Annotated in this window: 22 protein-coding genes; 13 read left to right on the plus strand and 9 right to left on the minus strand. The window is 50.4% G+C overall.

Annotated elements, in window-relative coordinates:
* Positions 1-159: 159 nt before the first annotated feature.
* Positions 160-1,824 carry a formylmethanofuran dehydrogenase subunit A gene (locus tag Mal48_RS21110; protein ID WP_145204504.1) on the plus strand — a complete coding sequence of 555 codons (1,665 nt, stop codon included), beginning with the start codon at positions 160-162 and terminating at the stop codon, positions 1,822-1,824.
* 85 nt (positions 1,825-1,909) lie between these two features.
* On the opposite strand, the gene Mal48_RS21115 is transcribed toward Mal48_RS21110, so the two are convergent.
* On the minus strand, positions 1,910-2,716 hold the full coding sequence (locus Mal48_RS21115) for a segregation and condensation protein A (RefSeq protein ID WP_145204507.1): 807 nt from the start codon (positions 2,714-2,716) through the stop codon (positions 1,910-1,912).
* Positions 2,717-2,974: 258 nt separating this feature from the next.
* Entirely contained in the window at positions 2,975-3,490 is a 516-nt protein-coding gene (locus tag Mal48_RS21120; protein WP_145204510.1) for a heavy-metal-associated domain-containing protein, read from the minus strand.
* 256 nt (positions 3,491-3,746) lie between these two features.
* On the opposite strand from Mal48_RS21120, the gene Mal48_RS21125 reads away from it, so the two are divergent.
* The 3 genes from Mal48_RS21125 (at position 3,747) to lepB (Mal48_RS21135) (ending at position 8,801) form a co-directional block, all read left to right on the plus strand.
* Entirely contained in the window at positions 3,747-4,562 is an 816-nt protein-coding gene (locus Mal48_RS21125) for a sugar phosphate isomerase/epimerase family protein (protein ID WP_145204513.1), read from the plus strand.
* Positions 4,563-5,024: 462 nt separating this feature from the next.
* The gene (lepB, locus tag Mal48_RS21130; RefSeq protein ID WP_145204515.1) at positions 5,025-6,671 is read left to right on the plus strand and encodes a signal peptidase I; all 1,647 of its coding nucleotides are present in this window, start codon (positions 5,025-5,027) and stop codon (positions 6,669-6,671) included.
* A 282-nt stretch (positions 6,672-6,953) separates the two neighbouring features.
* Positions 6,954-8,801, plus strand: coding sequence for a signal peptidase I (lepB, locus tag Mal48_RS21135; protein ID WP_197441884.1), 1,848 nt, complete (start codon positions 6,954-6,956; stop codon positions 8,799-8,801).
* A gap of 77 nt (positions 8,802-8,878) precedes the next feature.
* On the opposite strand, the gene Mal48_RS21140 is transcribed toward lepB (Mal48_RS21135), so the two are convergent.
* On the minus strand, positions 8,879-9,364 hold the full coding sequence (locus Mal48_RS21140; RefSeq protein ID WP_145204517.1) for a hypothetical protein: 486 nt from the start codon (positions 9,362-9,364) through the stop codon (positions 8,879-8,881).
* A gap of 235 nt (positions 9,365-9,599) precedes the next feature.
* Here Mal48_RS21140 and Mal48_RS21145 point away from each other — a divergent pair, with 235 nt between their 5' ends.
* The 4 genes from Mal48_RS21145 (at position 9,600) to Mal48_RS21160 (ending at position 12,854) form a co-directional block, all read left to right on the plus strand.
* Positions 9,600-9,779 carry a hypothetical protein gene (locus Mal48_RS21145; protein ID WP_145204519.1) on the plus strand — a complete coding sequence of 60 codons (180 nt, stop codon included), beginning with the start codon at positions 9,600-9,602 and terminating at the stop codon, positions 9,777-9,779.
* Between the two features lie 113 nt (positions 9,780-9,892).
* A complete protein-coding gene (locus Mal48_RS21150; protein ID WP_231739765.1) occupies positions 9,893-10,384 on the plus strand; it encodes a hypothetical protein in 492 nt (163 codons plus the stop codon).
* A 99-nt stretch (positions 10,385-10,483) separates the two neighbouring features.
* On the plus strand, positions 10,484-11,596 hold the full coding sequence (locus Mal48_RS21155; protein WP_145204521.1) for a hypothetical protein: 1,113 nt from the start codon (positions 10,484-10,486) through the stop codon (positions 11,594-11,596).
* Positions 11,597-11,660: 64 nt separating this feature from the next.
* Positions 11,661-12,854 carry an outer membrane protein assembly factor BamB family protein gene (locus Mal48_RS21160; RefSeq protein ID WP_145204523.1) on the plus strand — a complete coding sequence of 398 codons (1,194 nt, stop codon included), beginning with the start codon at positions 11,661-11,663 and terminating at the stop codon, positions 12,852-12,854.
* Here Mal48_RS21160 and Mal48_RS21165 read toward each other — a convergent pair.
* Entirely contained in the window at positions 12,841-13,347 is a 507-nt protein-coding gene (locus Mal48_RS21165; protein WP_145204525.1) for a GNAT family N-acetyltransferase, read from the minus strand. The two genes, Mal48_RS21160 and Mal48_RS21165, sit on opposite strands and share 14 nt — an antisense overlap.
* The gene (locus Mal48_RS21170; protein ID WP_145204528.1) at positions 13,344-13,847 is read right to left on the minus strand and encodes a hypothetical protein; all 504 of its coding nucleotides are present in this window, start codon (positions 13,845-13,847) and stop codon (positions 13,344-13,346) included. Before Mal48_RS21170 ends, Mal48_RS21165 begins: the two co-directional genes overlap by 4 nt.
* 210 nt (positions 13,848-14,057) lie before the next feature.
* Here Mal48_RS21170 and Mal48_RS21175 point away from each other — a divergent pair, with 210 nt between their 5' ends.
* Positions 14,058-15,821 (plus strand): ABC transporter ATP-binding protein, encoded by a 1,764-nt coding sequence (locus Mal48_RS21175; RefSeq protein WP_145204531.1) that lies wholly within the window; start codon positions 14,058-14,060, stop codon positions 15,819-15,821.
* Positions 15,818-17,629 (plus strand): ABC transporter ATP-binding protein, encoded by a 1,812-nt coding sequence (locus tag Mal48_RS21180; RefSeq protein WP_197441885.1) that lies wholly within the window; start codon positions 15,818-15,820, stop codon positions 17,627-17,629. The genes Mal48_RS21175 and Mal48_RS21180 overlap by 4 nt, the downstream gene beginning before the upstream one ends.
* Positions 17,630-17,631: 2 nt before the next feature.
* On the opposite strand, the gene epsC is transcribed toward Mal48_RS21180, so the two are convergent.
* Positions 17,632-18,567 carry a serine O-acetyltransferase EpsC gene (epsC, locus tag Mal48_RS21185; RefSeq protein WP_145204534.1) on the minus strand — a complete coding sequence of 312 codons (936 nt, stop codon included), beginning with the start codon at positions 18,565-18,567 and terminating at the stop codon, positions 17,632-17,634.
* Positions 18,568-19,216: 649 nt separating this feature from the next.
* Between epsC and Mal48_RS21190 the strand changes: the two genes are divergently transcribed.
* Both Mal48_RS21190 and Mal48_RS21195 read left to right on the plus strand, forming a co-directional pair.
* Positions 19,217-19,993 carry a CPBP family glutamic-type intramembrane protease gene (locus Mal48_RS21190; protein WP_145204536.1) on the plus strand — a complete coding sequence of 259 codons (777 nt, stop codon included), beginning with the start codon at positions 19,217-19,219 and terminating at the stop codon, positions 19,991-19,993.
* Between the two features lie 197 nt (positions 19,994-20,190).
* The gene (locus Mal48_RS21195; RefSeq protein WP_145204539.1) at positions 20,191-20,475 is read left to right on the plus strand and encodes a hypothetical protein; all 285 of its coding nucleotides are present in this window, start codon (positions 20,191-20,193) and stop codon (positions 20,473-20,475) included.
* 88 nt (positions 20,476-20,563) lie between these two features.
* On the opposite strand, the gene Mal48_RS21200 is transcribed toward Mal48_RS21195, so the two are convergent.
* From Mal48_RS21200 to Mal48_RS21210, 3 genes are all read right to left on the minus strand, one after another.
* Positions 20,564-21,004: a DUF6884 domain-containing protein gene (locus tag Mal48_RS21200; RefSeq protein WP_145204542.1), complete on the minus strand. Its 441-nt coding sequence runs from the start codon at positions 21,002-21,004 to the stop codon at positions 20,564-20,566.
* Positions 20,997-21,308 (minus strand): hypothetical protein, encoded by a 312-nt coding sequence (locus Mal48_RS21205; protein ID WP_145204545.1) that lies wholly within the window; start codon positions 21,306-21,308, stop codon positions 20,997-20,999. Before Mal48_RS21205 ends, Mal48_RS21200 begins: the two co-directional genes overlap by 8 nt.
* Before the next feature lie 164 nt (positions 21,309-21,472).
* A complete protein-coding gene (locus Mal48_RS21210; protein WP_145204548.1) occupies positions 21,473-21,691 on the minus strand; it encodes a hypothetical protein in 219 nt (72 codons plus the stop codon).
* A gap of 609 nt (positions 21,692-22,300) precedes the next feature.
* Between Mal48_RS21210 and Mal48_RS21215 the strand changes: the two genes are divergently transcribed.
* Complete coding sequence (locus tag Mal48_RS21215) at positions 22,301-22,624, plus strand: RNA recognition motif domain-containing protein (RefSeq protein WP_145204550.1); 324 nt, start codon at positions 22,301-22,303, stop codon at positions 22,622-22,624.
* The last annotated feature ends 166 nt before the right edge of the window (positions 22,625-22,790 follow it).

Here is a 22,790-nt window from a genome sequence, read left to right on the forward strand (position 1 = left end):
CTCTTAACAAAAGCGGTTGTCACAAACGGAGCAGGGGGCTCCACTTTAATCCGTGGGAGCAGTTTGATGCTGTGCTGATTCCGGGAGCTTACTATGATTTCAATCACTTCCTGAATCCTGGCGCTCGTTTTCTCGATATTCCCGCAGAATGAATTTGCTATGCCTTTGCTGAAAATCACTGGTGGACGCCTCTACGATCCTGCAAACGGCATTGACGGAGATGTCTCCGACGTCTGGATTCAGGACGGAAAAGTCATCGAAAAGCCGTTGGCTGCTGACGTTCGACCGGATCGTGAGATCGACGCGACGGGAATGGTCGTCATGCCGGGTGGCGTCGATATACACTGCCACATTGCTGGTCCCAAAGTCAACACGGCTCGTAAAATGCAGCCGGAAGACAAACGCAATGCCCCCCCAGTGAAACGTACGGAGCTCACCCGTTCAGGAACAACAGGAAGCGTTCCAAGTACGTTCGCGACGGGATATCTCTACGCTGGCTTAGGATACACGACAGCATTTGATGCAGCCGTCCCTCCTCTTTCCGCCCGTCACGTTCATGAAGAATTCCACGATACCCCGATCATCGATAAAGGTTTCTTTGTCCTGATGGGGAACAATCACTATGTGATGAAGCAAATTGCAGCGGGTGAGGACGAACGCTTGAAAGCGTACATTTCCTGGCTGCTCGGAGCCACCAAGGGCTACGCTCCCAAGATTGTCAATCCAGGTGGAGTGGAAGTCTGGAAAGAGACCGGAGGGAACGCTCATTCGCTGGACGATCCCGTCGGGAACTTCGGAGTCACCCCGCGACAAATCGTCAATGGAATCGCCCAAGCGACGAATGAACTTGGGCTTCCGCATCCTCTTCATATTCACTGCAACAATCTGGGCATCCCCGGCAATTACAAAACAACTCTCGAAACAATGAAAGCTCTCGAGGGCCAACGAGGGCATCTCACGCACATTCAGTTTCACAGCTATGGCGGTGACGCAGATGATCAGGGAACGTTCTGCTCAAAGGTTCCTCAACTTGTTGAATACGTCAATGAGCACGAGAACCTGACTGTCGATGTCGGACAGGTCCTCTTCGGGAAAACAACATCAATGACCGGGGATGGTCCGCTCGGATATTTCTTACACAATGTGTTCGGGAGAAAATGGTTCAGTTCGGATACTGAAATGGAAGCGGGCTGCGGAATTGTCCCGATTGAATACAAAGACAAATCAATGGTACATGCGTTGCAGTGGGCCATCGGCTTGGAATGGTATCTGTTAATCGACGACCCCTGGCGCGTCGCCATGAGCACCGATCACCCGAATGGAGGATCGTTCCTGGCCTATCCGGAAATTATCGCTTTGCTGATGGAACGGTCTCGACGGGAAGAAGTGTTGAAGCGAGTCCCTCTATCGGTTCGGGAAAACTGCACGCTGGGTGAAATTGATCGTGAATACTCGTTGTACGAAATCGCGATTATTACCCGGGCCGCGCCCGCAAGGATGCTTGGACTAAAACATAAAGGGCAACTCGGTCTCGGTGCCGACGGCGATGTGACCATCTATCAACCTGAGAACGACTTACAGCGAATGTTTGAAATGCCTCGCTATGTCGTTCGACGCGGTGAAATCGTCGTCGATGACAGCGAACTGAAATCCAATTCCGAAGGAAGCCTGCAACACATCTCCCCCGACTACGATGAAGGTGTACTCCCCGATATTCAGAAATGGTTCGAAGAGAACTACACGATCGGCTTTAGAAATTACCCTGTGGATGACTCGTACTTGCACGACAACAAAGTCATTGAATGCGCACCAGATCATTCTTGAGGGCCACTTCGATCTTGCCAACTTGATCCATCGTCCGAATTCTGTGTGCAGCCGTGCGATATGAATTCAAAGAACTTGACGCTGCTTACTCCGGACCGGGAGCGTCTTCTGTCTCTTCGGGCGGGACTGACTCCTGAGTCTCAGCTTGTTCGTCAACTTCTTCGGGTGGCTGAAGTACGATCTCGCCATGGTCTTCGATTTGCTCCGCCCGGAAACCGTGGTGGCGAATCAGTTCTAACACTGCGAGAAACATCCCGATGATTTTGCTGCGAATGATCTCGCCTTCGAACAGCGAAGTAAATTGAACGACCTTCTGTTCTCGAACCAGAGCTCCGATTTGATCAACATATTTGTGAATCGGTGTTTCGTCGTAGCGAATTTTTGATTCTGTATCGACCTCTTTTCGCTTGAGAACTCGCCCTAATGCGCTCACAAGATCCCAGAGTTCGACTTCTTTAATCCGATCAGCAGCTGGGTCTTTTGACGAAACAGGACGTTCATCAGCAAGACGCGGATAACGTTCCTGCCACTCGGCAGCTTGCTCCTGCAAAGAATTCGCTGCGTCTTTGAATTTCTTGTATTCAAGAAGTTGGTGAATCAGATCAGATCGCGGATCACTGTTGCTTTCGGCTTCGAGAGGGATTTCCTCTTCCGCTTGAGACGGCAACACATTGCGGCTTTTGATTTCGGCCAAAGTGCTGGCCATCACCACGAAATCTCCAACGAGGTCGAGATCCAAATGCTTCAAGACTTCGAGGAATTCCTGAAATTGCTTGGTGAGAGTCGAAATGGGGAGGTCGACAATGTCGAGTTCGTTACGTCGTACCAGATACAGCAACAGGTCCAGTGGACCTGTGAAGATATCAAGTTCGACACGATATTTTTCAGACATCTCAACATTTCAGCGATGGCGAAGAGAACAGCAGAATCAATGAACAAAACCGCATCCGGTCAACCCGAATGCGGTTTGAATAGACTATCAGATTTGTCAAGATTCACCGAGAGGACTATTTAGAACTGGTCCTGTAGCCTGAAATTGCTCTCTCAAACATTGAGACAAGCGGCTATTCCAGAAGTTTTCGGACTATTTAGCCTGTCCCTGCCTCTTACGTTGCTGTCCCTTAGTTTACTGCCTCGACTTTACTTGGCCTTACTTCACAGTCCCGTGAAATCCAGCCTCGTGCAGAGCCTTCAGGACTGCTGCGTGGCTGATCTTTGAGCCGGTCAGCTGAAGTGTTCCGTCGTCTCCATTTGCTTTCGCCTCAGCGACTCCCTCGACTGACTTGGCTGCTTTCTCAGCGGCTCGAAAACATCCACCACAACAAAGGTGCATGTTTTCCACGGAAACAGCATCTTTCTTAGCCGTTTTGTCGATTTCGAATTTTGGACCCTCAATCGAAGGTTTTCCATAAAATCCGGCTTCTGCGAGACTTTTCAATCCGGATTGAGCTGACTTTGCGTTTTTGACTTCAAAGACAACCCTGGCTTTGGTTTTGTTGACGCGGACCCTTGAGACTCCATCCACATCGGTCAGCGCATCTTTTGCTCCTGTGACACATTTACCACAGCAAAGATGAACCCCCTCGACGGTGATTTCGTCAGCGAGAATTGGACTGGCGATCAGACTCGCCAGCAGGCAGGAAAAAAAGAGTCGTTGAGCATTCATGATTCATTGCCTCTAATTGTGAGCCAAAAGATATGGGAAGAAATGAAACGCAAATGACAGTTTCACTCTTTACTGTTCTATCCGCATCTCGCCGGTGAGGTCAATCTTAGTCTATCGAATTCGCTGGGGATCCCTCAAGAATTGAGTCCGTCTCAACCGGGCGTTATGCTGCATTGATCAGCGCGATCAGTTCCATACTGCTGGAGATTGTGTTGGACATCGCTCACGACCTCATTCTGCAGATTCCGGAGTCATCATGGCCCAGTTCAAATACTCACTCAACTCCAGCACGATCAAGCCAACACCGATTCTAGAGAAAATTCGCATTGCAGCGGAGGCTGGCTACGAGGGGATCGAACTCTGGCATGCCGATATCGATTTGCATCTGGAATCTGGCGGAACTGTCGAAGAGATTCGAAAAGTCGTCGATGATCACAAACTCGTTGTCCCGACAACTGTAATGCTCAAAGGCTGGTGCGAACCTGACGGGCCAGCGGACGTTCAGGGAATGGACGAATGCCGCCGCAAGATGGAGCACGCTGTGATCGTGGGAGCCAGACACGCCGTTGCGGGGCCGCCCCATCATGGAGTTGATTTCGAACTCGCTGCTCAACGGTATGGTCGACTGCTTGATTTGGGCCTTGAACTTGGAGTTCGGCCTGCCATGGAATATCTCGGTTTTGCCCAGGAAGTGAATTCCATCGCAGACGCACTCCGAATTATGGAAGGTTCTGGACACCCTGAAGCGACGATCGTCCTCGACCCGTTTCATGATTATCGTGGGGGCGGTGGTCATGATGATGTCGCAAAATTGAAACCGGAGCAGATCGCCGTCTGCCACTTCGACGACGCACCAGCATCTCCTCCTGCAAATGAACAACGTGACCCAGATCGTGTCATGCCGGGTGAAGGAGTCATCGAACTGGATAAGTTTGTCGGGTTGCTGAGGCAGATTGGCTATTCGGGCTTCATCTCGCTGGAATTGTTCCGAGAAGACCTGTGGAAACAAGATCCCCTCAAGGTTGCAAAACAGGGATTGAAAGCAATGCAAGCCATTTGCGAAAACGTATAGCTGCTTGCATTAACTTATGCTCGTGAAGTCCGCGTTTCATCCAGGTCTTCGATTCGACTCAGCACTTCTCTGTCAGTTCTGGCTTGATCAAAGAGCGCTTTCGTAGAATTCGAGAGACTGCTCCCCCCGGAACCCGTATCTATGCTGGCTGATCAGTGCTGGCTGATCTCTTTTCACTGACAGCCAACTCAGTCGTCCCTCTGCCTGTTTTCGAATGGAATCGTCCTGAACATCTGAGGCACATCTTCAGGCTCGTCACTCAAATCGACGCAGAGTTGAGCGGTTTGGCCGGGTGAGCTTCTGATTCAAAAGCTTATCAAAACGTTTAAGTCTTTTATCAGAAACGTCTTGCAGCGTAATTCCAATCCGTAAAATTCGATGAATCAAGGCAAAAAAAGAGTACAATCACGACATTACAACCGATAATATCGTTACATCCCGAACTTCTTAACCAGTTTGCTGATGCTCAACGATTCTACTCATCATCTGAATCCCTCTCTGCTCCGACGGAAAAGCCCGTTGCGCGAGATCGTCGAATCGACCGTTCTACTTGCGTTGGCGGTGCTGTTGTTTCGCACATTTGCAGCTGAGGGCTATTTGATTTCCACGGGATCGATGGCTCCCACGCTTTTGGGTTATCACAGACGTGTTGAATGCCCGGCGTGTCATTTTGCTTTCACGCGTGGAGCCGCTTTCGACAAACCTGATTCGACGATGAACATTGCAGCGGCGAATCTTGATATCCCTTTGGATGCGTACTCCGCCACGCAATGCCCGAATTGCAGTCTCAGCGAAATCAACGCACGCAAGGCTCCTCGGAATGAAGGAGATCAGCTTCTGGTGCAGAAACTGGCTTACGAGTTTCGCGATCCGCATCGCTGGGAAGTGGTCGTTTTCAAAAACCAGCAGGATTACGACCAGGCTTATGTGAAACGTGTGGCTGGCTTACCGGGTGAGAAGCTTCAGCTCCGGGATGGTGATGTCTTCGTGAATGATCAGCTCATGCGAAAGCCATACAGCGTCCAGCGTGCGGCCCGCATCGCTGTTTCAGACTATTCGCATCAACCCGAGGATCGTGATCCCGACTGGCAACCTCGCTGGAAGGTCGACGCAGATTCAAACGGCTGGGAGTTCGGCGAGAAAGTCCTCTCCTTTAAACATTCTCGTTCGAGTTCCACCCCGAAGATGAACTGGATTCAATACGAACACTGGATTCGGACCGGCGGAAACCACGTTTCGCGTGTGACCTTGAGCAGTTGGCCGCCGGATTTGCACATCCCGAGCGATCCTCGATTTCGATATGAAAAGGGTGAGCTGATTTGTGTGGGAACGTTCTCGGCGTTCGAAAAGCAGAAGTGGCTCACATCCACGGATGACGAAGCGTTTCATCGAGCGATCAAAAAACTTTATGCAGAGTCTCACGTTGCTCCAATTGTCGATGCTTATGGCTACAACTCGTATGAGAATCGGGCACATTCGAATCAGCATGATCTGATGCTCTCGATGCACATTTCTAAACTGAACGGTGCAGGCCAGTTTGAAGCGAATCTCACGGATGGTGCAGACTGGTTTCGTTTGGTCATCTTGCCGGAGCGACGCGAAATCGCGGTTTTGCGGAGCGACAACTCAGAACCGATTTGGGGAGGTCGATTGTCTGAGGATGTGCTCACAAATCCATTCGAGTTAGATTTCTCACTGTTCGATCAACAAATTGTTCTCGCGATCAATGGCAAGCCGTTGCATGCTCCAATTGAATATCTCCCCACTCAGAAACGGCAATCACTCCGGCGACCTGCACGAATAGGAGCTTTTGGGGTCAATTGTGAAATGACCAATCTCAAACTGTATCGAGACGTTTATTACACAACGAAAGGGGAACACCCTGATCAGGTTTACAAACTCGCCGACGATGAATTCTTCGTACTTGGCGACAATAGCCCGGTCTCGCTGGACAGCCGTGTCTGGGAAAACCCGGCGGTTCCAAGAAGTTCCCTGATCGGAAAACCGTTCGTTGTGCATCTTCCTTCGCGCCAGAAGGAAGTACACTGGAAGGGAAAAGTGGAACATGTCCGCGTTCCCGACTTCACGAGAATTCGCTACATCCGCTGATGCCAGTTCTAGAGCAACTTGCTCTACCGTGTACCCGTGAAGAACGCATTTCTTAAGTAAAAAAGCTGTTCGCTAAGAGGCTGAAACCGAATAATAATTCGAAAACTCCTCTCAATCCGAGGAGTTCAATTTTTGAATCCTCCGCCTGATTCCTCCAAACAGTCTCTTGAAAAATTGCGTATCTGTTCCATTGGATACCTATTTGCCGGGAAAGCCTTTACAGTTCTATCTGCGCCCGAAATACGCGGCGCGGCGATTTCTTAAATTATCAGAATCAGACGCATGTTTGACAAAAATAAAATTTCATCATTCTTCTTCGGGAAATCTTCAAGCAAACCGGCTGAGGAAGAACCGAAAGAGACACCTCCGAAACGCAAAGAGAGCATGCGGGACACCGTAGAGTCGATCCTCTTTGCTTTCGTGCTTGCGTTTTTGTTTCGGACATTCGAAGCAGAAGCTTTTGTGATTCCAACCGGTTCCATGGCTCCCACGCTGTATGGTCGCCACAAAGAAACGACCTGCACACAATGCGGGTTCCATATCACAGTCGGTGCAAGTGACGAAGTCATCCGAGGGTCTGGGCTTCTCGGGAATGGTGCTCGAGTTAAAACTGCGATCTGTCCGAACTGCGGTTTCGAAAACGATCAGATCTACGACGAGATGGCGTTTAACGGCGACCGCATTCTTGTGAATAAATACCCATACGAATTTGGGGATCCGGAACGCTTCGACGTCTTTGTTTTCAAATATCCGGAAGAACCTAAAACCAACTACATCAAACGGTTGGTCGGGTTGCCGGGTGAACTGATTCGGATTCGCCAGGGCAGCGTTTACAAAGTGACCGAGAACGGCGAAGAGATTCTCCGGAAGTCACCCAACAAACAGCGACATCTTCAGATCCCGGTCTACGACGACAACTTCCCTCCGGTCCAACTTCTTGAGGCGGGCTGGCCTGAACGCTGGGCGACCATGAAACAGGGCGAAGTCGGTCAACTCGGAAACTGGAGTGATGCCTCAACCGGATGGCAAGCTGCCTCAGAATCTCGCGAGTACTCAATCACCTCGGACCAGGCTGAGCGCAGCTGGCTCCGCTATCGTCATTATTTCCCGAGTCCCAAAGACTGGTTCTCGATGAATAATGGTCGTGACCTCGATCCACAAGCAAGCCTGATCGCCGATTTCTGTGCGTACAATGCGTACACCGGATACGACATCATGCAAAACAGAACGACCGCGAACTCTGTCGATTCCGGAAAGTATTGGGTCCGAGATTTGACGATCAACTTCGATCTCGAAATTCACGATGTCAAAAGCGATCCCGAAATTGTCATTGAACTCTGTGAAGGAACGTCCTGGTATCAATGTGTCATTAATCCAGAAACTGGCGTGGCGACATTGCTTGAGATCAACACACAGCTTGAGCATCGTGCCACGGAAATCTCCAAAGCCAGAACGTCGATCACTGGTCCCGGGAACTACCAAATCAGCTATGCCAACGTCGATGATCGACTCTGCCTGTGGGTGAACAACTCCCTCGTCGACTTTGGAGAAGCTGCCTCATTGTCCATCGCTGGAGCAACTGCCAATCCGTTCCCCGAACAGAATGACCTGACGCCTGTTGGAATTGCCGCTGCGAATGTCTCAGCGACCGTGAGCGGTTTGCTCCTGGAACGAGACTTGTACTACAGAGCGGATTTCCCGGCGTATACAGCGAAAAACTCTGAGAACAGCAAGTTCGAAGGTAAGCTCGTCAACGCGCTTCACGACCCGGATGAATGGGCTGATCTTTACCTGCAAGATGGCGATCTTTACGACTCACTCGATATTCAGGTTGGACCAAATCACTACTTGGCATTAGGCGACAACAGCCCTCGCAGCTTGGATGGTCGATTGTGGAAAGGGGGCCAATCCGTTCCACGAGAGTACCTCGTCGGGAAAGCCTTTTTCATCTACTGGCCACACGGAGTTCCATTCCTGAACGGCGGTCGAGGGTTCCCCATCACCTACAACAAGATGCAGGGCGACCGAGGCAGAGTGGTCACTCTCAAGAAAACCCAAGAAGAGAACGGTTACCCCAAATACGTGTTACCATTCTATCCACAATTCTGGCGAATGCACCGCATTTACTAACCGGCCAGAGCACGTTTTATAGAGCCCCCCGGTGAGTGAGTCACCGGGGGCTCTATGCTGCCAAAGATGCAACAATATCACTGCAGGTCAGCTGGTGAGTCCTCAATTTCAGTGTTTGTTTTGCCACGCAGACCAGACAGTTTTGCGACCATCTCTTTTAACTCTTCGCTTGCGTTGACGAAGTCGTAGGCGTCGTACAGCGCATATTGCGTCCACTCATCGTGACGAATCCACGTCCTGATTGTGGCAGCCCAGGCTCCGAGAATATCATCACCGACCTGAAAGAAAACATATTCCGGATACCAGTTCGGATTGTGGGTTCCATTGTTCGTAATAGTGATCTTGATCTGATCCGCTTGCCTGAGGTCATACGCGGCACCGTAAAATGTTCCTTCTGTATAGGTATTGCTCTCAAAGCGATCCCCCTCGCCAGGACTGCGATATCCGGCAACCCACTGACCATCCTTGTAATAGTGGTGCCGCACATCCTCGTCTGTCCCTGCATAGTCACCACCACTACTGCCCGACCCGGTATGCCACAGCCAACTCACGTCAAAACTCATCGTTGCCCCTTTAGTTTTGCTGAAGTCTGGAATTGCAGGCTGTAGGTATAAAACAGACACAATAACAAATCAACGCTCGCCGATCCGTCTCTTCCATAATCTGTGGAGAAATTCAAAGTGAACCCTCACAGTGCCCAAATCTCTTCGGACTCGCAAGTCTCCTCTTCTCACCGCTATGATACGGCCTACCCGTCTTATGAGACATTGAAAATCAAGACAAGCGAACGGAAATCCAATGGGTCTGAATAAGAAGCAGAAGAAGCAAATCGAAGTTGCGAAGAAGAAGATTCAAAATTTTCAAGTTCTGCTGACAGCCGCTAAGGCACAGCCGGACGACCCGCAAGAGGCACCTCGCCTGGAAGCTGAAATTGCCAAGCAGAAGCAGTTGATCGCAGACATCCAGAAAGAAGGCTAAAACTGTTTCGTGTTTCTGGTCGACGTGGAGAGTGCTTTCATCTCTTGAATGGCTGACTTCCACGCAGATTGCGAACGCCAAACGATTCTTGAGATATTTTGAGCCGTTCTTAGATGCTTACTGAAATGGAAAACGAACCGGTGACGGAGCAAACCGAACTTCCTCCAACGATCATTGTTGTGCACCCAAAGGAGAAGCGGAGCAAATGCTCCGTTGAGCCACTCCGCGGTCGCGATGGAATCATCTTCTGGAAGTTTCCGAAACGTGGTCCGGAACCATTAACCGGCTACGTCCGGTTAGGAATCGATGGCCCGGAACTTTCAGAGGCAGACGCCGATAGTGGCTTATTGCTTCTCGATGGAACGTGGCGACTCGCTGAGAAGATGGAACAGGACTACTCCGAAATCCCGGTTCGCAGCTTGGGAGCCTGGGAAACCGCCTATCCTCGCAAGTCGAAACTCTTCGAAGACCCCAGCGAGGGGCTTGCAACCATTGAAGCCCTCTTCGCAGCCTATGCACAAATGGGCCGCAATACCGATGGTCTACTCGACAGCTATCGCTGGGGTGATGAGTTCCTGAGGTTGAATTCCGCGAAGCTTAAATGATCCAAACGACGTCAATCGGCAGACTTTATCGACATCGCGAAGCTGGTTTGTTACACCATAAAAACGAGCTTCCTTCAATTTTCAGAGAATTGAAATCCTATGAAGATGATGAATCGTTTTGGATTGGCGCTGGTGTTGACCGCAATTGTTTCAACGCAGGTCACTGGAACAGAAACGAGCGAGTTGATCGATTCAATTCAATCGGTCGGTCAATTTGGTGAAGGACATCCAGCTGCCGTCAAAGCAGTTAAGGAGCTTCAGACCAAAGGAGCTGCGTCAACCATTCCGATTCTGACAGCGATGGACAATGCAAATCCATTGGCTCTGAACTGGTTGCAAGTCGCATTTGAAGCGATCGCGGATCAAGCCATCGAAGAGGATTCGCTTTCAGCGAAAGATCTCGAAGCATTCGTGCTCGATCGAACGCATCATGCACGTTCACGCAAGCTTGCGTTCGATTGGCTAACAAAAGTCGACGAGACTGCCCGTGGTCGTTTGATTCCCAACATGCTCGACGACCCCAGCGGACCGCTTCGCCGAGAAGCGGTTGCCAGAGTGATCAACGAAGCTTCCAACGCAAAAGAGGACAATGTCCGGCTTGCACTCTGGACGAAGGCTTTGAATGGGGCGGTGGACAAAGATCAGGTCGACCGAATCTCCGCTGCGTTAAAGAAACTGGGGCAACCGGTTGACTTGGTTGAACACTTTGGCATGTTCACAAAATGGCATGTGATTGGTCCATTTGACAACACCGACATGAAAGCTTTCGATGTTGCTTATCCACCGGAGAAAGAAATTGACCTCAAAGCGAAATACGAAGGCAAAAACGGTCCGGTCCAATGGGAACATTTTGTTTCAGAAAAAAGGGATGGAGCCTTCGACCTCGCAGAACTCACGAAGCCTCACAAAGGGGCCATCGACTATGCCTACACTGAGCTCAAGAGCAGCAGCAATCAGGAAGTTGAGTTCCGCTTAGCGACTGCTAACGCCTGGAAACTTTGGGTGAACGGGGAACTCGTCTTCTCGCGTGAGGAATACCATCGCGGTATGCGGTTCGATCAGTACAGCGTTCGTGGTGAAATCAAAAAAGGGACGAATACTTTCCTCCTGAAAGTTTGTCAAAATGAACAGGATCAGGACTGGGCACAAAAATGGGCATTCCAGTTCCGTATTGTTGATGATTCCGGACGAGCAGTGACTCAGTCTGAGTAATCGCACTTCAGGTTTTTCGTTTCGTTGCAACTTCTCAATTGCTCCTCTGCAAACTGGTTTGAACATGATTTGTCGATCCTTGATCCTCTTCAGTCTGCTGTGCGTTCTCAACAATTCAACTTTCGCGGACTGGCGAGGGTTTCGAGGTTCATCCAACAACGGACTCCCTGAACAGACAATCGACAACTGGGACGGGAAACTGGAAATTGAGTGGCAAGTCGATCTGCCGGGACGGGGACTTTCCAGCCCGATCCTCGTTGGAGATCGAATCTATGTCACTTGCAGTTCCGGTCCGATGCAGGAACGTCTGCATGTTCTTTGCTTCAATCAAAGCGATGGTCAGAAGGTCTGGCAAAGAAATTTCTGGGCGACCGGGAGAACCATCACCAATCCCAGGACATGTGTCGCAGCTCCAAGTCCTGCCAGTGACGGGAAACACATTTACGCGTTCTATTCGAGCAACGACTTGATTTGTCTCGATTTGGAAGGGAACCTGCTGTGGTTCCGTGGGTTGTCATACGATTACCCGAATGCCTCGAACAGCTTGGGCATGGCCTCATCAGCATTGGCAATCAATGGAAAAGTCGTCGTGATGGTCGAAACGGACGACGATTCCTTCGCGACCGGAATTGATGCGAAAACTGGTGAAACCAATTGGATGATCAAACGTCCCGAACGTGCCAACTGGACATCTCCCGTTCCCACTTCAGATGGAAAACAGATCTTGATGCAGTCCTCTGCCGGTGTTTCCGCGATTGACGTCGCAACAGGAGAGGAAGTCTGGAAATACGCCGACGGTGCTGCCACTCAACCGACTCTGACCGTCGTTGGTGAGACCGCATACGTCCCTTCACACGGAATCACAGCAATCCGCCCCGGGAACAGCAATGCCGACGTCCCTGAAATCGTCTGGCAAGTCGGCAACATTCGTCCCGGTGTCGCCAGCCCGATCGCGGATGGTGAGAATCTCTACGTCATCAACAGCAGCGGCGTGATGGTCGGTGCGACTCTGAAGGATGGTCAGCGTCTCTGGCAAACTCGTCTTGGTGGGAAGTTCAGTGCAAGTCCGGTGATGGCTGGCGGGAAACTGGTCGCCCTCAATGAAGATGGGACCGCACTCGTGATTGATCCCAACAACAAGGGAGAGGTCATCTCAAAACTTGATCTGAACGAAACCACGCTCGGAACACCTTCCGTCGGAACAGATGGTCTCTACTTCCGTAGCGATCGGCACCTGTACAAGATCACGGTCGACTGATTTTCCTATCTTGTGAAACCGGAGGGACAAGCTGCAGCTGTTGAACACGGCATTGAAAGCCAGCTTGTTCATACAGTTTTAATGCTGCGGAATTTCCTGCCATGACATCGACAACGATCCGTTCGACGTTGTAATCACGCAGCCATTGCAAAGCCTGTTTCACAAACGAACTTCCCAGTCCCTGTTGGCGAGATTCTTCTTCAACATAAAGTGAAGCGATTTCTCCGACACCTTCGGGAGTGATGGTCGTCGCACAAAATCCTCTCGAACGATCTCCCTGCCTGGCGATTTCAATCAGAATCGCTCCCGACTCGGCGATCTCTTTGAATCCTGATTGACGCTCCTGGAAACTGCCCAGCTGAAGGCCATCTCGCCAGATGGGAAACTGGTCGATGTGAAAATCTTTCAGCTTCAACCACATCGTCTCAATCGAATCGAGAAGTTCGATGCCCCCACTGATGAAATGGATTTCTTCTTCAGATTCCGAGTTCATGTCGTCATCCGTCTATCTGCTGGCAACCTGTTGCTCTGCATTTGTGATTCGATTTGCTCGACTGCGGAGAGCAGGAAGATATTCACCTGTCGTTGAATTTCTCTATCGGTCTGAGCATGTTGCTTCAGCCCCAAAAATTCCTCGTGCAGCGAAACCATCTCGTATCCCCGTTTATGAAAATGAACCAGATACGGTTTCGTGATCCCATTCGGACACAACCGGTCAATAATGCTTCTCTTTTTGTGTTGCCGATCAGGAACCCAGTGAGTTTGAACCTTCGGAGGCAATGCGGGGAGGACATTATTCAGGATGAAAGGTTCCCATTGGTGTCGGGATGTGCAGACGAAAAAAAGATTCGCCGGGTTCGCCATGTAAAACTTCCGCCGCTCTCTCCAGTCCTTGAACATCAAAAAGCAAATCACCGGTGAAAACAACACGACCACGCCGACGAAAATCGGAGAGAGCAAGATAATCCAGATGAGAGATTTACCACGAGGCATGGGGGTCTTCGACTGTGAGTTCAAATAAGCTTCGGCTCATTCTATCATGTGAAGTTCCCATCGGAAGATGCTTTGCTGTTGAAGTTGAGAGGCAACTCCGTTGACTCTCGACTGCTGTTCAGGAATCATCATTCTCGCGAACCTTCTTACACTTGTGTTGTCTGCTGTTTGGCAAGTCCTGGCTTTCTCTTCATGATCTGATCTGAAACTGTGTCAGCGAACTCAAAAAATGAACTTTGGTCGCTGACCAAAGGCCATCGTCTCCGCTATTCCGCTGCCATTCTCTCGATGGCTGTCGGAACCGTTTTCTTATTGCTGGTCCCGTATTTATTCAAACAAGCCCTCGATGGCCTCGCTGAAGAAGGTGCCAGCGTTACCGGGACACTTGTCCCGATTGCTTTGTTAGTGGTCCTCCTGAATGTGCTCAACGGTTTTTTCACGTTCGTCCGTGGGAAATGGGCTGCCGAAGCGAGTGAAGGAATCGTTCAACGGTTACGGCACCAACTCTATGCCCACATGGAAAAGTTGCCCAGCCAATTCTTTGATCGCAGCGACACCGGTGACATCGTTCAGCGATGTTCATCAGATGTGGAAACCGTACGGGTTTTCATGGCTGCTCAGATCGTGGAAATCGCCCGAGTCAGCCTGTTTCTGGTCGTCGGGATTCCGCTGATGTTCATGCAGGATGTTCGCATGAGCCTCATTTCGCTGGCGTCGTTTCCGATCCTGATTTTCTTCGCGTATTTCTTCTATCAACGAATTCGTAAAATTTTTGAAGATGTCGATGAGAAGGAAGGACAGCTGACCACAGTTCTTCAAGAGAACCTGACTGGAATCCGCGTGGTCCGGGCGTTTGCTCGACAGGACTACGAAATCGAGAAGTTCTCGAAGGCGAATCAGGCGTTTCGTGATCTTGAAATGAAACTGTTTCGCTCGCTGGCAATCTTCTGGTCAGTTTCCGATTTGATTGTCCTGCTTCAATTGGGAGTCGTACTGATTTCCGGTGGATATTTTGTCGCTCAGGGAGAGTTCACGCTCGGTAGCTGGATCTTCTTCTGGTGGATGGTCCAAACGATCATCTGGCCGGTTCGGCAAATTGGTCGTGTGGTCGCTGATGCCAGCCGGGCTGTCGTAGCGATTGGGCGTATCAACGAAATTCTGGATGAGACCGAAGAAAGTGTCGAACCGAAACCAGATTCCCCAGTAAACGGGACGATCGAAATCCGCAATCTCAGCTTCTCTTATAACGACTCAGACTCTGTGCTGCACGATCTTTCCCTGACCATTCAGCCGGGCGAAACCGTTGCAATTTTAGGCCCCCCTGGAGCGGGAAAGTCGACGATTATTCGACTCCTGCTGCGACTGTACGACTACGCAGAAGGCTCCATCAAAGTCGGTGGACAAGAACTGAATTCTATCAACCGGAAAGTGATCCGCGATTCCTTTGGTGTCGTCCTGCAGGATCCCTTTTTGTATTCCAAAACAGTTCGTGAAAACGTCATTCTTGGACGCAGAAATGCCGCCCATCAGGAAGTGGAAGAATGTGCTCGCGCTGCCGATATTCATGGGAATATTGTCGACTTTGAAGATGGTTACGAAACCGTCATTGGAGAACGCGGAGTCACACTCTCAGGCGGCCAGCGACAACGATTGGCGATTGCACGTGCATTGCTCAAAAAACCGCCATTTCTCGTTCTCGATGACAGCCTGAGTGCCGTCGACACCAAAACTGAAGCCCACATCCTGCGATCACTCGCTGAGCGCCGCGGCAAGCAAACAACCATTCTGATTGCCCATCGCCTCTCTTCCACCCGGCTTGCCGATCGGATTTTCATGCTGGATCACGGAAGAATTTCACAAGTCGGAACCCATCAAGAGTTAATCGCCATCGACGGACCTTATCAGCGATTGTGGGCGATTCAGGGAATGCTGGAAACAGAAATTGAGAGTGCTTTGTCTGGAGAATCAACGTGAGTGGCGACGGTTGGATCGATGAGGATGACCTCAAAGAAACCAAGCTGGATCTTCGTTTGTGGAAAACGTTGATCCGGTACACGCTGCACTATCGCCGTACTTCAATTGTATTCGTGTTTGTCGCGTTCACCCTTGCTGCCAGCGATTTAGGTTTTCCATTACTGACCGGACTATTGATTCAGGATATCGAAGCCGATCCAAAAAACCTGAACTTCCCGTTCTACATCGGAATGTTTGCTTTCCTTTCGGTCTCGCTGAGCGCCTCGATTTGTGCTTTCGTCGTTTGTGCGGGAAAGATTCGGACGAGTGTCTCACATGACATTCGCCGAGATGCCTTTCAGCAACTGCAACGTCTTTCGTTCAGCTACTTCGACACTCGGCCCACAGGTTGGTTGATGGCGCGACTGACGTCCGACTGTCAGCGGCTCTCGGTGATTCTTGCCTGGGGAGTCATGGACTTCATCTGGGGAACGACCCTCATGACGAGCATCAGCGTCGTGATGGTCATCATTAACTGGAAAATCGCATTGGCGATCTTCTCTGTCATCCCGATACTGTTTCTTGTCAGCTTGCATTTCAAAAAGAAAATCCTCCGAACTTCACGATTGGTCCGCAAAACAAACTCCCGTATCACCGGCGTTTACAATGAGGGGATCATGGGCGTGCAAACGTCCAAAATTTTCGTCCGTGAGGAGGAAAACCTGCGAGACTTTGACCTGCTCACCGAAGAAATGTTTCAATATTCGGTACGCAACGCGATGCTCTCAGCTGTCTACTTGCCATTAGTACTGACGCTAGGAAGTGTGGCCATCGCAGCAGCGCTCGTTGTCGGAGGTCATCAGGCGATCCTGGGGAACATCGCGATTGGCGAGATGATTATGTTTATGTATTTCGCCCAACTCTTCTTCACGCCAGCTCAGGAAATCTCAGCCTGGTTTGCAGAACTACAAATGGCTCAGGCGTCCGCCGAACGAGTCCTCAGCTTGATTGAATCTGTCCCGGATGTAAAAAACACAGAGGCTGTCGCCAGGCGAATTGAGCAACTTGGATCTGACGGACATCCAACGAGCATTGGAAAAATCGAATTTCGCGATGTCAGCTTTGCATATCAAACTGGTCCTCAAATCATTCGAAACTTCTCATTGACAGTCGAACCGGGTGAGACGATCGCCCTCGTAGGAGCCACCGGCGGCGGGAAATCGACGATGGTGAATCTGCTGTGCCGATTCTACGAACCGACTGGAGGCCAGATTCTGATCGACGATGTCGACTACACCGATCGCAGCCTGGAAGGATTCCAATCGCAACTTGGAATCGTCCTGCAGCAACCGCATCTCTTCAGTGGAACAATCGCTGAGAACATTCGTTACGGAAAGCTCTCTGCGAGCGATGCTGAAGTTGAAGAAGCTGCCCGTTTTGCAGGAGCGCATGAGTTCATTTCTGTACTGGAAGATGGATACCAGACCCCCGTTGGTGAAGGAGGAAACCAGCTCAGCCTGGGACAGAAACAGTTGGTTTCGTTTGCACGAACAGTCCTGAAGCGACCACAACTCCTCGTGATGGATGAAGCGACATCATCGATTGACACCGAAACCGAACAGCTCATCCAGAACAGCCTCAAGCGTATCCTGAAAGAGCGAACAAGTTTCGTCATTGCACATCGCCTCTCAACGATTCAAGCCGCCGACCGAATCTTGGTCATCAATAACGGCGAAATCGTAGAGCAAGGCTCGCACCAGGAACTCCTCAAAACACGCGGTCACTACTTTGAACTCTACAAAGCACAAGCGATCCGCGATTTGAATTGAGTTCAACTCGCGTCGCGAAGTCGCAGCGATGGAGTCTCGATTGTCACGACGGTGTTCGGTGGAACAGATTTCGTCATCCAGACACTGGCACCGATCACAGAATCGGTGCCGATCACTGTTTCACCACCGAGAATTGTGGCGTTGGCGTAAATGACGACGCCATCTTCAATTGTCGGATGACGTTTCGTACCGCGAACGAGATTCCCGTCGTTGTCTTTCTGGAAGCTGAGAGCTCCCAAGGTGACTCCCTGATAAATCTTGACCCCGGTCCCAATGACGCAGGTCTCACCGATGACCACGCCAGTACCGTGGTCGATGAAAAACGATGGGCCGATCGTTGCTCCCGGATGGATGTCGATCCCTGTTTGGCTATGCGACCACTCCGACATAATCCGTGGAATGAGCGGCATTTCCTGTCGGTAGAGTTGATTTGCAATACGATGAACAGTCATCGCTTCCAACCCGGGATAACAGAAGATGATCTCATCAAGTCCACTTGCAGCCGGGTCACCTTCATAAGCAGCTGCCACATCGGTTGCGAGAATCTGCCTCATCGCGGGTAGCGATTCCAGAAACTCGATGGCGGCCTGCTGACCGCGGGCTTCGAAGTCCATCAGGTGCCGCCGGTCACAATCGACTCCGTATTTTAAGTCGTACTCGTACCTTAAGGCACGGGCGAACTGCTGCGTCAGTTTGTCGTGAAGTCCATCGATGAGGTCTCCAACGAAGTATGTCACGTTCCCCATATGGAGATTTTGACGACGACGATACCCCGGATAAAGAATCTCTTTCAGATCCTTCAGGATATCCACAATCACAGCGGAACTCGGCAGAGGACAATGCCCCAGATGATTGATGTTTCCGATGTCTTTATAGCTATCAACAATTCGATCAGTGAGCGAATTCAGTTGCTCTTTTAAGCGAAAATCAGCTGCCATGACTGGACCTTGGTCTCTTTAAAAACGAATCCCACAAAAGAACAGCAAATGTGGATAAATAGCAAATCCCCGGCCTTACGCCGGTCAGAGACAGATGCAGCAGTTATCAGAGAATCCGGTGTCACACAAATATGCACCACAAGCACCTGTGCCACAAAACTCAGTACGGTCCCCAAGTTCAAGAGCAACAGGTATTGCCGCACCGGGTTTCATCGCACCAGATTTCATCGCATTTGTTCGCGAGTGATTCATTCGTTTCGATTCCATCTCGACGTCTCCCACATTTAAACGTCGTCCCGAAATTGTACGACCGCGAGAATCCGACAATCAAGTAACGCTTGCGAAATCGTCACAGAATCACAAGTGAGACATCCTTAACTTGTTGTCGTCATCGGTGAATCGGCGGGAAAACACCTAAAGGTTGAGCATTTCTCATAACCGGCAGAAGTTGCATCATTGCAGCAACAACCAAATCGATACCGATTCGCTCTCTTCTCTATTTTCCGGACACTTGGGGGAGAATCAAGTTCGTGATTCTTTGAAGAGAGGCCGATTTCTATTTTAGCGGCATTTTCTGCCGCTCACCTGATCTCTTTTTTTGATGTGAACCGCGCAACCTCTGATTTCATCGACAACTCTATCGTCCCCCATGTTTCCTCAAGAACAATCCCATAACGATTACTGGTCTACGGCTCGCGAGCCGTGGCCGTCGTTGTTGTTCATATTGCCATTCCTGATTGTGTACGAAGTGGGGGCAATCGCTCACGCACACGTTCCCGCCAGTCGAAACGGTGCGGACTTATGGATTCGTCACTTCGGAATGGAAACAGGAGTCGCTGTCGAATGGATGTTCCCGCTGCTGGCACCGATTCTCTTGCTGATCTGGCAATTCGCAGCCCGGCGCCCCTGGAACTGGAATCTCGAAACTCTCTCCGGGATGTTCGCTGAAAGCTTGATGTTCGCAATGACTCTCGTCGTGATCGGCCAGGTGACTGCACTCGCCTTTCCGTTGGAAGTCTCTGTCGAACTTTCGGTGACACCGCTCTCCCGGGCAGTTTCATTTCTGGGTGCAGGGATCTATGAAGAGATGCTCTTTCGATTGACGATGCTCCCGCTGATTTTTGCAGCCTTGCGAGTGATTCGTCTCCCGCGCAGCTTGGCGATCTTCGGTTCCATCATGATTTCAAGTTGGTTGTTCGCCACCGCACACTATGTCGGATCGCCTGCACTCTTTTCACCGGATGAACTGACGCAGGCGATGACGACCGTTTGCGAAAGCCGCGAGTTATGGTTCAGCTACACATTCCGCTTTATGGCTGGCATCCTGTTCTCGATTCTCTTCTGGGTCCGCGGCTTCGGCATCGCAGTCGGCTGCCACATCCTCTACGACCTGTTCGTCGGCGTCATCCTCGCCGGAATCGGTTAAGTGCTGCCCCACTTCTTTAGAGGCAGGATGGCTCTGATAATGATGAATCTTTCGTGCCCCGCTTGTGCCAACCGTGCAGTGCGGAGTGATCGCTGTTGCTGGACGTCTCCATATCGTAGAATGTTGCATCTGCACTCGCACGGCTCGCAGAGACCGTGGCACGCAATCCGTTATAAACAAGGACACCTTGCCAGCGGATGACCGTCACAATTCAAATCACAGCGAAACAAGACCCACGTCGTTTTTCCACAGCGCGTGCCCGTCGAGAGATTCGAGACGTGTTGCAATTGATGCAACAAAACCGGTCTGGGAAATCGCTACAGGCTCGGTGTTTGAAAATGCAAGTCGATCAACACAACCGTAAAGGACCGAAAACAACTCGAATATGGCCCAGGAAAAAGACCGAGACACCTCCCAAACCACCTAAAATCCGCGCCCCCAAAAAGAACGAAGTCCAAAGAGCCAAACAACTCACCATTTAATGAACGGCGTTGCGTGGCACTCCCATATTTCACTCATTCAACCGGGCCACCGCGCCCCGCCGCCCTTCACCTTTGGATAACGTCCAAACTAACCGGGTGGCGCATTTCTGCTGAGCCACCCCAACTGTTCGCCAATACGCAGCCCTTCCATAGGAACTTCGATGGCAATCCCGCGTTGCGCGAGTACATCGGCGACACCTTCGCGGTAGCGCTGGCCAGCGAGGAATACAACTGTTTTGGGAGTAAGAGTGCGGCCGTCGAATTGTTGAAGGACGTTTGACGCCCATTCACGACGTTCGATGATCGGCATGGTGTTCAGAGTTTTCTCATACGGTTCAATTTCGTCTTCCGGACTGACGATTCCGTGCATGGCCGACAAGATGAACCACGGCGATCGAGTCTGTTCGACGAATTCTCGCGCCTTCTGGAACCAAGTAGATGTGTAAAGATATCGAGCGCGTGATTTACGGTTGCGCTTCTGACCCACACACGAAACGAAGTACAAGGTCTGTTCTGTTTGTTCATTCACGTCGCAGCTCCACAAGACCGTCGTTGTGTGACACAGAAAACCGGCCATAGCACCGAGCCTTCATCAGTGCCGTAGCCAACGCCTTGATGCGGGCAGGGAATCGAGTCGAGTCTGAAGATTCCCATTCGGTCTCGAACGACTCTCGGTCGTGTGGATGAATCGTGACTGTCGTAGCTGCAGCGTAACCACCCGATTCCAATTCAATCCGAATCGTTTCTCCGCTGTCGAGTTTGGCAGAGTGATCACGCAGCGCAGCAGCGAAATCCGGCAGAAATTTTGAATAACTAGCGAACGAGATTTGCATTGGCGTTCTCATGTCCCGGCTAACAGGTATGCGACCGCCGAAGTGCGGTGGAGTTTTCCCGTACTTCGGCAGGGTAGTATGGATTCGTGAACTTTGATTTGTCAAACTGCGAAACTAGTTGCGACGGAGCGCTGGTCGTTTTTCCTTGCTACACCACTCAAGGTTCACATGCTATACGAAAGGTATGCGTATAATATGCCGGGGGCCCGGATAATGATGAATCTTTCGTGCAACGCTTGTGCCAACCCGTGCAGTGCGGAGTGATCGCTGTTGCTGGACGTCTCCGTATCGTAAAATGTGGCAACTGCACTCGCACGGCTCGCAGAGACTGTGGCACGCAATCCGTTATAAACAAGGACACCTTGCCCAAATTGAACGTCCATTGGCACTGCTGGACAAGTCAGCAAGTGCCGCCCGGGGATGCCCCACCTCTGTAGAACAGGAATGCAGGACAGATTTAACCTTTGCAGTATGGGAAAAAGATGTATCAATTCAAAAGTTGGCTCTCCTGAACGTGAATGGGACTGAAATCCGGCGGTTTCGACCTAACTCATGAACTTTTGTCTCCTTTTTTCCCAATTCTGGCCGCTTTCGCGTAAATTCCCCTAGTCAGTCAGTCGATCAAAGAATATGTTCTATTATCAATCTTAATTGATGTTTGCTGGGCTGAGTTTGGCAAGCGTAGCTGTTGATCGGTTTTTGTGCTTTTAAAACCATCACAATCTTTGAAATCTCCTTCCGCCAGCCAGGGAAGGTCCAATTCAAAGCTTTGTCAACTCTTATCGTATCGCAAGTTCAATCGATCCATGGCCTTAAAATCGCTTTGAATTTGTATCCGTTTCGTGAAAGTGCAGCGTTGCACTTCAAATTCTTTTCCTGTCGCACTGACGAATTCAGCGACCCAGGAAATTAATCAGCTGTCTTAGCTGAGGTCGGATTTCTTTTCGCCGACCAATCTCCTTGTGAGACATATTTTTTATTGGAGTAATGAAATGACGAGTATTTTTGTCGGAAACTTATCGTACGAAGCAACGGATTCTGATCTTCGGTCAGTTTTTGAAAATTATGGGCATGTTTCCGCAGTACAAATGATGACTGACCGCACAACAGGCAAATCGCGTGGATTTGCATTTGTCCGAATGCCAAACATGGAAGATGCCGAAGAGGCGATTGCCCGATTGAATGGTGCTTCTGTTTGTGGGCGAGCTATCAGTGTGAATGAGGCAAACGAGCGCGAAAACCGCCGTGAGCCAGGAATGAGCCTCCCCAAAGCTCCGAATATCTTTGATTTACTAGAGGCAGATGCTGCCGTGTGACATACCAAACAACCCGCATGTATTGACTAATTGCACCAAAAAAGTCACATTCATAGTTAGAGACGACGAAATAGTTTCAGTGAAAAGAACTGTCGCGAAGCCTCTTCGGTGTTTCTCGATAGATATTCCGATTGAATTGAGACTCAATTTTCTCGTAATTTTCGAA

It is taken from the genome of Thalassoglobus polymorphus (assembly GCF_007744255.1).
Taxonomy (GTDB): Bacteria; Planctomycetota; Planctomycetia; order Planctomycetales; family Planctomycetaceae; genus Thalassoglobus; species Thalassoglobus polymorphus.